We start from the raw sequence: 13750 nt of genomic DNA, 5'->3' as shown, positions 1-13750 counted from the left end.
TCAAAAGCGCAGCCGAAATGGCTGCGCTTTTTTTGCTGAAAATAGATTTTTTAAAAAAGTTTTCTTAATTTAGAACGAGACATTCGGCCGATTGTTGTCATAGTTATAAGACAAGTGTTACAATTATCATTAGGTATATACATTTTAGTTTTTTTAATTAGGAGAAAAATTGGCATAACATACATTTGATTTTTATAACGACTGATTGTAATAGAGAAAAAGAAAAACAATCGGAAGTTTTATTTTAATAAAAAAGAGGAGCGTATTTCCTATGATCGGTATTTTAAAAAAGGTATTTGATGTAAATCAACGCCAAATTAAACGTATGCAGAAGACAGTTGAGCAAATTGATGCATTAGAGCCATCTATTAAGCCATTAACTGATGAACAATTAAAAGGGAAGACGCTTGAATTTAAAGAACGTCTAACAAAAGGTGAAACAGTAGATGATCTACTACCTGAAGCTTTTGCGGTTGTTCGTGAAGCTGCGACTCGTGTTCTTGGAATGCGTCCGTATGGTGTACAGTTAATGGGTGGTATTGCCTTACATGAAGGGAATATCTCTGAGATGAAAACGGGTGAAGGTAAAACGTTAACATCTACATTACCTGTATATTTAAATGCTTTAACAGGAAAAGGTGTTCACGTTGTTACAGTCAATGAATACTTAGCACAACGTGATGCGAGCGAAATGGGACAACTTCATGAGTTCCTAGGATTAACAGTAGGAATTAATTTAAACAGTATGTCACGCGAAGAGAAACAAGAGGCTTATGCTGCTGATATTACGTATAGCACAAATAATGAGCTTGGATTCGATTACTTACGTGACAACATGGTTTTATATAAAGAGCAGTGCGTTCAACGCCCACTGCACTTTGCTATTATCGATGAAGTCGATTCTATCTTAGTCGATGAAGCGCGTACGCCACTTATTATTTCTGGACAAGCTCAAAAATCAACAGAGCTGTACATGTTTGCAAATGCATTCGTTCGTACGTTAGAAAATGAAAAAGATTATTCATTTGATGTGAAGACGAAAAATGTAATGTTAACAGAAGATGGTATTACGAAAGCGGAGAAAGCTTTCCATATTGAAAACTTATTTGATTTAAAACATGTAGCACTTCTTCACCATATTAATCAGGCACTTCGTGCGCACGTTGTTATGCATCGTGATACAGATTATGTTGTACAAGAAGGCGAAATCGTAATTGTAGACCAATTTACTGGTCGTCTTATGAAAGGTCGTCGTTATAGCGAAGGGTTACACCAAGCTATCGAGGCAAAAGAAGGCGTAGAAATTCAAAATGAAAGTATGACGCTTGCGACAATTACATTCCAGAACTACTTCCGTATGTACGAAAAGTTATCTGGTATGACTGGTACAGCGAAAACAGAGGAAGAGGAATTCCGTAACATTTATAATATGAACGTTATCGTAATTCCAACAAACAAACCGATTATTCGTGATGACCGTGCGGATTTAATCTTCAAATCAATGGAAGGTAAATTTAATGCTGTTGTTGAGGATATTGTAAATCGTCATAAACAAGGACAACCAGTTCTTGTCGGTACAGTTGCGATTGAAACGTCAGAACTTATTTCAAAAATGTTAACTCGTAAAGGTGTACGTCATAACATCTTAAATGCGAAAAACCATGCGCGTGAAGCGGATATCATTGCAGAAGCAGGTATAAAAGGCGCTGTAACGATTGCGACGAACATGGCAGGTCGTGGTACAGATATTAAGCTTGGAGACGATGTGAAAAACGTTGGTTTAGCCGTTATCGGTACAGAGCGTCACGAAAGTCGTCGTATTGATAATCAGTTACGTGGTCGTGCTGGTCGTCAAGGGGACCCAGGTGTTACGCAGTTCTACTTATCAATGGAAGATGAACTAATGCGTCGCTTCGGTTCTGATAATATGAAAGCGATGATGGATCGCCTTGGTATGGATGATTCTCAGCCAATCGAAAGTAAAATGGTTTCTCGTGCAGTAGAATCTGCGCAAAAACGTGTAGAAGGAAATAACTATGATGCACGTAAGCAGTTACTACAATACGATGATGTACTTCGTCAGCAACGTGAAGTTATTTACAAGCAGCGTCAAGAGGTAATGGAGTCTGAGAACTTACGCGGTATTATTGAAGGTATGATGAAATCTACAGTAGAGCGTGCGGTTGCACTTCATACACAAGAGGAAATTGAAGAAGATTGGAACATTAAAGGTCTTGTTGACTACTTAAATACAAACCTTCTGCAAGAAGGAGATGTGAAAGAAGAAGAATTACGTCGCCTTGCTCCAGAGGAAATGAGCGAGCCAATTATCGCGAAATTAATAGAGCGTTACAACGAAAAAGAAAAGCTTATGCCAGAAGAGCAAATGCGTGAGTTCGAAAAAGTTGTTGTATTCCGTGTTGTAGATACGAAATGGACAGAGCATATCGATGCGATGGATCACCTTCGTGAAGGTATTCATTTACGTGCTTACGGCCAAATTGATCCACTTCGTGAGTATCAAATGGAAGGATTCGCAATGTTCGAATCAATGATTGCTTCTATTGAAGAGGAAATTTCTCGTTACATTATGAAAGCTGAAATTGAACAAAACTTAGAGCGTCAAGAAGTTGTTCAAGGTGAAGCTGTTCACCCATCTAGCGATGGCGAAGAGGCGAAGAAAAAACCAGTTGTAAAAGGTGACCAAGTGGGCCGCAACGATTTATGTAAATGTGGTAGCGGTAAAAAATATAAAAACTGCTGTGGCATTGGGAAGTAATATAGGGCGGTAGCCTAGGCTGCTTTGCAAACTTTTACATCAAAAATGTATAATTAAGAAGGATTAAACTCTCTCCGTCATAAGTGGAGAGAGTTTCCCTTGTTTTCATACGAAAGTAACAGCAATTACATAGAGGTGAAGGAAATGGAATTAGTAGAAATTAGACAGGAATTAGAGAAAATGGCTAAGAGATTAGCGGCTTTTAGGGGGTCTCTTTGACCTCCCTACTAAGGAGAAACAAATTGCAGAATTAGAAGAGAAAATGATGGGCGCAGGATTTTGGGATGACCAACAAGGCGCACAAGCTGTAATTAACGAAGCAAATGCACTGAAAGATATGGTTGGAAAGTTCCGTCAGCTAGATGAGACGTTCGAAAACCTAGAAATTACGCATGAGCTTTTAAAAGAAGAGTATGATGAAGATTTACATGAGGAACTTGAATCAGAAGTAAAAGGCTTAATTCAAGAAATGAATGAGTATGAGCTGCAGTTACTACTTAGCGATCCTTATGATAAAAATAACGCCATTTTAGAATTACACCCAGGTGCTGGTGGAACAGAGTCACAAGACTGGGGCTCTATGTTACTACGTATGTACACACGTTGGGCTGAAAAACGTGGGTTTAAAGTAGAAACTGTTGACTACTTACCAGGTGATGAAGCTGGTATTAAGAGCGTTACTTTATTAATTAAAGGTCATAACGCTTACGGTTACTTAAAAGCTGAGAAAGGTGTACATCGTCTTGTACGTATTTCACCATTCGATTCTTCAGGCCGTCGTCATACATCGTTCGTATCTTGTGAAGTTGTACCTGAGTTCAATGATGAAGTTGAAATTGAAGTGCGTACAGAAGACTTGAAAATTGATACGTATCGTGCAAGTGGAGCGGGTGGACAGCACGTTAATACGACAGATTCAGCAGTTCGTATTACGCATACACCGACAAATACGGTTGTAACGTGTCAGTCAGAGCGTTCTCAAATTAAAAACCGTGAGCATGCGATGAAGATGTTAAAAGCGAAATTATATCAAAAGAAATTAGAAGAGCAACAAGCGGAGTTAGATGAAATTCGCGGAGAACAAAAAGAAATCGGATGGGGTAGCCAAATCCGTTCTTACGTATTCCACCCATATTCTCTTGTGAAAGACCACCGTACAAATACAGAGGTCGGTAATGTGCAAGCAGTTATGGATGGAGAAATTGATCCATTTATTGATGCTTACTTACGTTCTCGCATCTAATAAGCTAAGTGAAAAAAAGCCAACAAAATTGTTGGCGCACGTTGAGGATATAGAGGACATAAAGAGTGCTATTTTATTTATATGGATGAAGTACAGAGGAAGAGAAGTTGGAAACGACAACTTCTCTTTTTGATGGGATTATATGTAGCATACAATGTTGTATATTGTTTTGTAAAAAGTAGAAAATAGTAAAACAGATTGGCAATAGAGTAAGGCTTTCTACAGAATTTTTCTAAATTCCCGTTCAAAAAGAATCCTTTATAGAAGTTTATAAGTTGTTCACAGAATTGAAACAACTTATAAAAGCTTTATATCATTAGGGTTCTCACTTTATTTTTGAAGAATATGAAATATACCTTAGTTTTTCTATATAAAGATAATGCTTATAATGAAAATGAGTGTGTTAGGAATGAAAAGAATATCAACAATGGGGAGCGATAGAAGTGAAAAAGAAATTATTGGCTATTGCGCTAGGAACATCAGTCGTTTTTGCTTTAGGAGCGTGTGGAAATAAAGAAGAGAGTAAGCCTTCGAACCAGTCTGCAAGTACAGACAGTGCAGAACAAATTTTCCAAAGAAGTTGTGCTGGGTGTCACGCAACAGATTTATCAGGAGCAACTGGACCTGATTTAAGAAAAGTAGGCGGGAAGTACGACGCTGCAGATATCGAAGAAATTATTAAAAAAGGTCGCGGTTCAATGTCGCCAGGACTTATTCAAGGTGAAGATGCGAAAAAAGTAGCTGAGTGGTTAGCTGAACATAAATAAAAAGGGGTAAAATGGACGAGTTGATTCATATAATCAACTCGTTTCCCTTTTTTTGGAATGTAACATAACTGTAACAAAAATGTATCCAAACTGGAAACCGTTTGATGTTACAATGAGGTTTGTAGAATTTTGCTGAAATATATTACATAGAGTAGTATTGCTTAGAAAAAGAGTATAAGTAGACTACCTTCAACAAGAGTGGTTTAAAAGAGAATAAAGGTTTAGCTTTTATTTTCAAATGTACAGAAAAGTATTTCGAAAAAAATCATTAAGTATTGGGTGATAAATAATGATAAAAATGACGAATGTTTATAAGGAGTACCCGAATGGTATGAAAGCCATTGCTGGTCTCACAGTTAACATTAAACAAGGCGAGTTTGTATACGTAGTTGGACCGAGTGGAGCCGGAAAATCTACATTTATTAAAATGATGTATCGTGAAGAGAAGCCATCTACAGGATCAATTAATGTAAATGGTCTTACTATCGAGTCATTAGCAGAAAGAGACGTTCCATATTTCCGTCGTCAATTAGGCGTGATTTTCCAAGACTTTAAATTACTACCTAAATTAACGGTATATGAGAATGTTGCGTTTGCCTTAGAAGTAATTGAAGAAGAGCCAGATGCAATTCGTGAGCGTGTAACAGAAGTGTTAGGTCTTGTAGGTCTTGAAGATCGTGCAGACGCACTTCCAAGCGAACTTTCAGGCGGGGAGCAGCAACGTGTTGCGATTGCGAGAGCAATTGTTAATAGACCAAAGGTTGTAATTGCCGATGAGCCAACAGGTAACTTAGATATTGAAACAGCTCTTGATATTATGAAGATTTTCACGCGCATTAATGAGCGTGGTACAACGATCGTTATGGCGACACATAACGCAGATATCGTAAATACAATCCGTCATCGTGTAATCGCGATTGAAGGCGGAAAAATTGTTCGAGATGAGATGGAGGGAGGATACGGATATGAAGGCTAAGACCCTTAGTCGACATTTGCGAGAAGGTGTAAAGAATCTATCACGTAACGGATGGATGACGTTTGCTTCTGTTAGTGCAGTAACAGTTACATTATTACTTGTAGGTGTCTTTTTAACAGCGATTATGAATATGAACCATTTTGCGACGAAAGTAGAGCAAGATGTAGAAATTCGTGTACACATTGATCCAGCAGCAAAAGAAGCTGATCAAAAGAAATTAGAAGATGATATGAGTAAGATTGCAAAAGTAGACTCTATTAAATATTCTTCTAAAGAAGAAGAGTTAAAACGTTTAATTAAAAGCTTAGGCGATAGCGGAAAGACATTTGAGTTATTTGAACAAGATAACCCACTTAAAAACGTATTCGTTGTAAAAGCAAAAGAACCAACAGATACAGCAACAATTGCGAAAAAGATTGAAAAAATGCAGTTTGTAAGTAATGTTCAGTACGGAAAAGGGCAAGTTGAACGATTATTTGATACTGTAAAAACTGGTCGTAACATCGGGATTGTGTTAATTGCTGGTCTTTTATTCACAGCGATGTTCTTAATCTCTAATACAATTAAAATTACAATTTATGCTCGTAGTACAGAAATCGAAATTATGAAACTTGTAGGTGCAACAAACTGGTTTATTCGTTGGCCGTTCTTATTAGAGGGATTATTCCTAGGAGTATTAGGATCAATTATTCCAATTGGCTTAATTCTAGTTACGTATAATTCGTTGCAAGGTGTGTTTAACGAAAAACTTGGCGGAACAATTTTCGAACTTCTACCATACAGCCCATTCGTATTCCAATTAGCTGGTTTACTAGTGTTAATCGGGGCTTTAATCGGTATGTGGGGAAGTGTAATGTCAATTCGTCGCTTCTTAAAAGTATAAAAAGTTGCAAACATAATTCGTACAAGCTTATCATATAGTAGAAATAGGTAAAGGCATCACACACTGTGTGATGCCTTTTGCTACACCACCTGTGTGTTTTGGAAAGGGGAATTCCGCATTGAAACGTAGAGTTGCAATTATTGGAATGGTTGTTGCATTTTTAATTGGTGCTGGCGGAATGTTTGCGGGTATGTCTTTATTTGGGGTTAACCCAGCAGAAGTAACGCAAACAATTTCGAATGGAAACGCTAGCACTGCGCAAGGGAATTTGGCAAAAATTAATGAGGCGTATGCACTAATTGATTCACGTTATGTGGAAGACGTGAAAGATGAAAAATTAGTCGAAGGTGCAATACAAGGCATGTTGTCTACGCTGAAGGACCCTTATTCCACGTATATGGATAAAGAAACGGCTAAACAGTTTAGTGAATCGCTTGATCCCGAGTTAGAAGGGATTGGGGCTGAGGTGAACAAAACGGACGGTAAGCTTATTATCGTATCTCCAATTAAAGGCTCACCAGCAGAAAAGATTGGAATTAAACCGAATGACCAAATTTTATCTGTAGATGGAAATAGTGTGAAAGATTTATCACGTGAAGAAGCAGTATTAAAGATTCGTGGTAAAAAAGGAACGACTGTTGCGATTGAAATTAAGCGTGCAGGAGTAGCTGATCCGATTGTATTTAAAATTAAGCGTGAAAAAATTCCAATCTTCACAGTGTTTAGCTCTGTGAAACAAGAGAGTGGAAAAGATATCGGTTATATGCAAATCACTTCTTTTGCTGAAAATACAGCGAAAGAATTTAAGGATCAGTTAAAAGAGTTAGAGAAGAAAAACATAAAAGGCTTAGTTATTGACGTACGTGGTAATCCAGGTGGCTACTTAAATAGTGTAGAAGAGATACTAGGAGAAATTATGACGGATAAAAAGCCGATGCTACAAGTAGAGCAAAGAAATGGTGAGAAGAAGAAATTCTCTACGGAACTGAAAGAGAGAAAACCATATCCGATTTCAGTATTAATTGATAACGGAAGTGCTTCTGCTTCAGAGATTTTAGCGGGTGCGCTAAAAGAGGGAGAAGGATACGATTTAATTGGTGAAAAAACGTTTGGCAAAGGTACTGTTCAGCAAGCTGTTCCATTTAAAGATGGTAGCAACATCAAATTAACGATGTTCAAATGGTTAACACCGGATGGAAACTGGATTCATAAAAAAGGAATCAAGCCAACTGTAGAAGTGAAACAACCAGATTATTATCATGCGACACCAATTCAAATTGAAAAGACACTTTCATACAATGCAAATGATGTACAAGTAAAACATGCCCAAGAAATGCTTAAGAGTTTAGGATATGTACCAGGACGTGAAGATGGCTACTTTAGTAAAGAGACAGAATCAGCACTGAAAGCATTCCAAAATGCGAATAAGATGGAAGCGACAGGACAGCTCGATAAAAAGACAGCTGAGGCGATTCAAACGAAAATTATTGAAAAAATCCGTTCTGGAGAAAATGATCTACAATTACAGTCAGCATTAAAATTAATGGCGAAGTAAAAAGAAATACAGGCGGTTTGCTGCCTGTATTTTTTTGTGTTAAACAAACGTTTGTCCAGTTATGATAATATAAAAAGAAAGAATGATATAAATGGTGGTGAATGGGTTCGTGGAGGCATGGATTTTTGAAATAATGCGGGCAGTTGGACGTTTTTTCTTACACCCTGCTGTCTATGTATTTTTAATAAGTAGTATCTTCGTTGGATACTTACGTATGTTACGAGAACGAAAAGATTTTTCTTTTAAAGTTTATGATATTTGGTTTGAACTGCGAACATCTTTATTGGCGGGAGTTAAATACGGATTAATCGTATCTATCATTACGATTGGGCTCGGACTTGTTGTTTCTAAGGCGAGCTTATGGGCCATTTTACTTTGGACGTTACTATTTGGATTAACTGCTATGTATCGATATTTATCAGCGGCTTATACGTTTAGTATCGCGATTGTATGTGTTCTATTATCTTCTAAGCTACCAGTTTCTTTCTTACAGCTTGGAGAAGGTGAAGAGAATACAATCGTATCCCTTGCTATTTTGCTAGGCATCATGCTCGTTGTAGAGGGCTTGTTGATTTCTAAAAATGCAGTAGGATATTCGACGCCGAAGATTAGGAAGGGTAAGCGTGGACTAAAGATTGGTTTACACGAATCAAAGCGTTTATGGATCGTTCCTATTTTTATTCTTGTACCAGGTGAAGCAGTAACGCAGTTTATTTCATGGTGGCCTGTCGTGTCAATCGGTTCACATACATATTCTCTATTCCTCGTTCCATTTTTAATTGGATTTATGAGAAGGATTAGAAGTTATGAGCCGACGGAAGCTTTATTATTTACAGGAAGACGTGTGTACGGATTAGCAGGACTTGTGCTTGTTTTAGGAATCGCAAGTTATTGGTGGCACGTACTTGCCATTATTGCAATGGGCGTTGCAATGCTTGGACGTTTTACAATTTCCATGCAAGAGAAAATTGCGGATGAAACAAGACCAGCATACTTCGCTGCACGTAATGATGGACTCGTTGTACTAGATACAATTCCAAATACAATTGGAGCAGAGCTGAATTTACTGCCTGGAGAAATGATTACGAAAGTAAATGGAGTCATTCCAAGAAGTGCTGAGGAATTTTATGATGCGCTTCAAACGAAGACGACAGGAGCATTTTGTAAGTTAGAAGTATTAGATACAAACGGAGAGTTACGTCTTGCTCAAACGGCATTATACGCTGGTGGACATCACGAATTGGGTATTGTGTTTGTTCAGCAGGAGCATGAGTGGGATTCGGAAGCGATGTAATAGAAGAAAAGGTATCACCTTGTGGTGATGCCTTTTTTGTGTAAGATGGGCGGTAGTTATAGTACATGAAATTTATATCGGCGATTATCGGAATATATCAGCGCAACTTGAGATATATCGGCGATTATTGAAATATATCAGCGATTATCCAAATATATCGACTTTCCGGCAAAAAACGACAACTATCGCAAACCTCATTTTAGTTTCATAGTCGAATCACTTGAATAATTATTTGATAATGGTTATCATTTAGGGAGTCTTTTTAATTTTGGAAAATGGAGGGAAGATATGCTACGTAAATTTTTTTCTTACTATAAACCGTATAAAGGTTTATTTATACTCGACTTTTCTTGTGCAGTCGTCGCAGGATTACTAGAACTTGGCTTCCCGCTTATCGTAAATCAATTTATTGATAAGTTATTGCCAGGGCAAAACTGGACGCTTATTTTATGGGCTTGTTTCGGTTTACTTGCAGTGTATATGTTAAATGCAGGTTTACAATATGTCGTTACATACTGGGGACATATGCTTGGTGTTAACATTGAAACAGATATGAGACAGAAATTATTTGATCATATTCAAAAGCTATCATTCAGATTTTTTGACAATAATAAAACAGGTCATTTAATTTCACGTCTTACGAACGATTTAATGGAAATTGGGGAAATTGCTCACCATGGGCCAGAAGATTTATTTATCGCTGTAATGACTTTAGTTGGGGCATTCTCATTTATGATGATGATCAACTGGAAGTTAGCGCTATTAACGTTCTTCGTCATTCCATTCCTATTATGGTTAGCACTTTACTTCAACAAAAAAATGACAGGTACGTTTAGACGTTTATTCTCAGACGTTGCTGATTTCAATGCATGTATTGAGAATAACGTTGGTGGTATTCGCGTTGTACAAGCATTCGGAAATGAAAAGTTTGAGAAAGAGCAATTTGCTGTGAACAACGCTCGTTTCCGTACAACGAAATTAATGGCGTATAAAATTATGGCGTTAAATTCATCGATTAGTTATATGCTCATGCGCCTCGTAACGCTCTTCGTCTTAATATGCGGTACATGGTTTGTTCTGCAAGGTGAATTAACGTACGGTGGATTTATCGGATTCGTTCTATTAACGAATATTTTCTTCCGCCCAATTGAAAAAATTAATGCGGTAATCGAAAGTTATCCGAAAGGGATTGCCGGTTTTAAGAGGTATGTAGAGCTTCTTGAAACAGAGCCAGATATTGTGGACTCTAAAGATGCGATGGAAGTGAAACATGTACACGGTGATATTCAATATAACAACATTACGTTCGGATATGAAAATAAAGAACCGATTTTAAATGATATTAGTTTGAAAATACATGCAGGTGAAACAGTTGCGTTCGTTGGACCATCTGGAGCTGGAAAAACGACGTTATGTAGCTTATTACCACGTTTTTATGAGCAATCATCTGGATCCATTCAAATTGATGGTATTGATACGAAAGACATGACGTTATCTTCACTTCGTAAGCAAATTGGAATTGTGCAGCAAGACGTGTTCCTATTCTCTGGAACGATTCGTGAAAATATTGCTTACGGAAATTTAAAGGCGTCAGAAGCTGAAATTTGGCAGGCAGTAAAAAGTGCGCAATTAGAAGACTTAATTTACTCACAACGAGACGGTTTAGATACCGTTATTGGTGAGCGCGGTGTGAAACTTTCAGGTGGACAGAAACAACGTCTAGCAATTGCTCGTATGTTCTTGAAAAACCCGCCAATTTTAATATTAGATGAAGCGACTTCCGCATTAGACACAGAGACGGAACTTGCGATTCAAAAATCACTTGCTGAACTATCTGTCGGTCGTACAACGTTAGTTATCGCTCATAGACTGGCAACGATTAAAAATGCAGATCGCATCGTCGTTGTAAATAAAGATGGTATTGCAGAACAAGGTTCACATGATGAATTAATTGAGCAAGGCGGGGGATACAGTAGGTTATACGAAGCTCAGTTTAGTTCGTAAATATAATTTGTACGGAATTAGTGCACCATAAGTAGGTAAAAATCTCATATGGGAGGTAATAAAGTATGATTGTAACAACAACGTCTACAATTCAAGGAAAAGAAATTATTGAGTATATCGATATCGTCAATGGAGAAGCGATTATGGGTGCGAATATCGTTCGTGACCTCTTCGCCTCTGTCCGTGACGTTGTCGGTGGTCGTGCTGGCGCTTATGAAAGTAAATTAAAAGAAGCGCGCGACATCGCAATGGAAGAAATGAAAACTTTCGCAAGACAAAAAAATGCGAATGCAATTGTTGGTATCGACGTGGATTATGAAGTGGTTCGCGAAGGGATGCTAATGGTTGCGGTCAGCGGGACTGCTGTCCGTATCTGAAGTAAAAAGCCGTGCTGATGCACGGCTTTTTGTATGCTATGTCGAAGATTCAATATTTCTTGGGAAATGCGGAAGGTCCCGTCGATATATAGGGAAGACATTAGAGTGCTCCTTTACATTTCCGGATTTCAATTAATAATGTTTCGTATTCTTGTTCGAGAGATTTAATGTCATCGTGATGATTTGGTATGGAAATTCGGCCGATGATTTCTGTTAATTTTGTTTGTAATCGTAACAATTCTTGTTCGGTAACGTTTACAGAATCCTCGGTTGTTCTCTTGGTGTATTGCTCGTAATTACCGTGGAATACTCTAGGTTCACTCTCGTCTACTTGTAGAATATGGTCTGCCACAGAGCGAATAAAGGCACGGTCATGGCTAATAAAAAGTATAGTGCCAGGATATTCTTGTAACATGCTTTCTAATTCTTCTTGTGTTGCTAAGTCTAAATAGTTTGTCGGTTCATCAAGCAGAAGCATATTATAGTTTCCTAAAAATACTTTTGCGAGTGCAACCTTCATTCGCTCGCCCCCGCTTAGAACGTGCACAGGTTTATGAACATCTTCACGGCGGAATAGAAGCCGTGCAAGTATTGTGCGAACGAACGACTCTGTATAGTTTGTTTCTTCTAGCACATTTTCTAAAATGGTTTTATCCGTTTTTAAAATGGATAGTGTTTGTTCAAAGTACCCAATCTTACAACTTTTCGAAAGCTGAATGCCACGCTCGTTTGCAAGAAGCATGTTGAACAGGGTCGTTTTTCCACTTCCGTTTGCCCCTAAAATAGCAAGCTTTGCACCAGGGACAATCGTTCCGTTCATATTTTTGAATAGTGTGCGGTCATCTATTTTCTTTGTTGCTTTATTAAACTGTAATGCCACTTTACTATGAATGGGTGTATGGTATTGCACGTCAAACTGAGCTTGAGAAAGATCCTTTGGCTTTTCCTTCTTTTCTAGTTTTTCAAGACGTGTTTCTAATGCTTTCGCTGCTTTACTAACCTGTTCTTGGCCATGAGCCCCACTTAATTTATACAGTTTAGATTCAGATGAACTGAACCGTGTTGGGATTTTTGTCATGCTAGAAGCACGTTGCTTTTTTTGTAAAATGGACTGCTCTAAACGATTTTTTTCTTGTACATATTGCTCATATTCTGCTTGTTTTTGTATTCGCTCACGTTCTTTTTGCTTGCGATAGTTTGAATAATTACCTTTATACTCTTGAATAGTGCCGTCTTCGATTTCGATGATTTTTGTACATATTGCATCTAAAAAGTCACGATCATGTGATATTAAAACAAGTGCCCCTTTATAAGATAAAAGTGCCTTTTCTAATTGTTCTGTACCGGTCATATCTAAGTGGCTTGTTGGTTCATCAGCGAATAAAATGCCTGCATTCTGTTCAAGAGCGTGGGCAATCTTTAGACGCATTCGTTCACCGCCGCTCATTGAATCTGTAACGTTTGAAATGCACCATTTTCCTTTTGCGAGAGAAGAAGCGGTTTCTGGTAGTTCTTCGCTAAGCTGAGGAATGATGCTGATAGAACTATGATGAGTTACTATGCCTTTGTCAGCTTCTATTTCTTTACTTAATATTTGTAATAACGTAGATTTACCAGCACCGTTGACTCCGACAATTCCTATGCGATCCTGTGATTGAATTTCCAGTGATGGTAACGTAAATAGTGTACGATCACCAAAGCTTTTTTCAATATTACGTGCGAATAAAATAGTCATAAAAAAACCTCCCTAGTTTCACTAGAGAGGATAAATGTCGTCCTTGCATGTAAAAATCGTACATAAATAAACGATTTTTCACATGATCGTTTCGAAAGAAAGTATCGACAAATGGACAGACTAATCCTCTGCTAGTT

General features: G+C 37.8%; 10 protein-coding genes. 9 read left to right on the top strand and 1 reads right to left on the bottom strand.

The window, feature by feature from the left end:
• Positions 1-271 precede the first annotated feature (271 nt).
• From secA to ACTFRN_RS14775, 9 genes are all read left to right on the top strand, one after another.
• Positions 272-2779 (top strand): preprotein translocase subunit SecA, encoded by a 2508-nt coding sequence (gene secA / locus ACTFRN_RS14815; RefSeq protein WP_000579366.1) that lies wholly within the window; start codon positions 272-274, stop codon positions 2777-2779.
• Positions 2780-2923: 144 nt separating this feature from the next.
• Positions 2924-4022 (top strand): peptide chain release factor 2 gene (gene prfB / locus ACTFRN_RS14810; protein ID WP_096001716.1). Its coding sequence is split into 2 segments (ribosomal slippage): positions 2924-2995 and positions 2997-4022, totalling 1098 coding nucleotides; the frame shifts between segments, so codons are not numbered across the junction.
• A 443-nt stretch (positions 4023-4465) separates the two neighbouring features.
• The gene (gene cccB / locus ACTFRN_RS14805) at positions 4466-4789 is read left to right on the top strand and encodes a cytochrome c551 (protein ID WP_000727968.1); all 324 of its coding nucleotides are present in this window, start codon (positions 4466-4468) and stop codon (positions 4787-4789) included.
• Positions 4790-5078: 289 nt separating this feature from the next.
• Positions 5079-5765, top strand: coding sequence for a cell division ATP-binding protein FtsE (gene ftsE / locus ACTFRN_RS14800; protein WP_000594318.1), 687 nt, complete (start codon positions 5079-5081; stop codon positions 5763-5765).
• The gene (gene ftsX / locus ACTFRN_RS14795) at positions 5755-6648 is read left to right on the top strand and encodes a permease-like cell division protein FtsX (protein ID WP_000645019.1); all 894 of its coding nucleotides are present in this window, start codon (positions 5755-5757) and stop codon (positions 6646-6648) included. The genes ftsE and ftsX overlap by 11 nt, the downstream gene beginning before the upstream one ends.
• 118 nt (positions 6649-6766) lie before the next feature.
• On the top strand, positions 6767-8203 hold the full coding sequence (locus tag ACTFRN_RS14790) for a S41 family peptidase (protein WP_000830290.1): 1437 nt from the start codon (positions 6767-6769) through the stop codon (positions 8201-8203).
• Positions 8204-8294: 91 nt separating this feature from the next.
• Entirely contained in the window at positions 8295-9497 is a 1203-nt protein-coding gene (locus ACTFRN_RS14785) for a PDZ domain-containing protein (RefSeq protein WP_074567478.1), read from the top strand.
• A gap of 288 nt (positions 9498-9785) precedes the next feature.
• Positions 9786-11501 (top strand): ABC transporter ATP-binding protein, encoded by a 1716-nt coding sequence (locus ACTFRN_RS14780; RefSeq protein ID WP_000944623.1) that lies wholly within the window; start codon positions 9786-9788, stop codon positions 11499-11501.
• A gap of 65 nt (positions 11502-11566) precedes the next feature.
• The gene (locus ACTFRN_RS14775; protein WP_000637523.1) at positions 11567-11878 is read left to right on the top strand and encodes a heavy metal-binding domain-containing protein; all 312 of its coding nucleotides are present in this window, start codon (positions 11567-11569) and stop codon (positions 11876-11878) included.
• 100 nt (positions 11879-11978) lie between these two features.
• On the opposite strand, the gene abc-f is transcribed toward ACTFRN_RS14775, so the two are convergent.
• On the bottom strand, positions 11979-13613 hold the full coding sequence (gene abc-f, locus ACTFRN_RS14770) for a ribosomal protection-like ABC-F family protein (protein WP_074567477.1): 1635 nt from the start codon (positions 13611-13613) through the stop codon (positions 11979-11981).
• Positions 13614-13750: the final 137 nt, after the last annotated feature.

Origin of the sequence: Bacillus cereus group sp. MYBK245-2 (assembly GCF_051916145.1) — a bacterium.
GTDB classification, from domain to species: domain Bacteria; phylum Bacillota; class Bacilli; order Bacillales; family Bacillaceae_G; genus Bacillus_A; species Bacillus_A pacificus.
Note: the sequence above shows the minus strand (reverse complement) of the source record. Positions and strands in the feature narration are given on the sequence as shown.

What these genes read in the sequence shown, in the direction of transcription:
- secA (WP_000579366.1), top strand. Translation starts at nt 272, where the DNA reads ATGATCGGTATTTTAAAAAAGGTATTTGATGTAAATCAACGCCAAATT.
- ftsE (WP_000594318.1), top strand. Translation starts at nt 5,079, where the DNA reads ATGATAAAAATGACGAATGTTTATAAGGAGTACCCGAATGGTATGAAA.
- ftsX (WP_000645019.1), top strand. Translation starts at nt 5,755, where the DNA reads ATGAAGGCTAAGACCCTTAGTCGACATTTGCGAGAAGGTGTAAAGAAT.
- ACTFRN_RS14785 (WP_074567478.1), top strand. Translation starts at nt 8,295, where the DNA reads ATGGTGGTGAATGGGTTCGTGGAGGCATGGATTTTTGAAATAATGCGG.
- ACTFRN_RS14780 (WP_000944623.1), top strand. Translation starts at nt 9,786, where the DNA reads ATGCTACGTAAATTTTTTTCTTACTATAAACCGTATAAAGGTTTATTT.
- ACTFRN_RS14775 (WP_000637523.1), top strand. Translation starts at nt 11,567, where the DNA reads ATGATTGTAACAACAACGTCTACAATTCAAGGAAAAGAAATTATTGAG.
- abc-f (WP_074567477.1), bottom strand. Translation starts at nt 13,613, where the DNA reads ATGACTATTTTATTCGCACGTAATATTGAAAAAAGCTTTGGTGATCGT.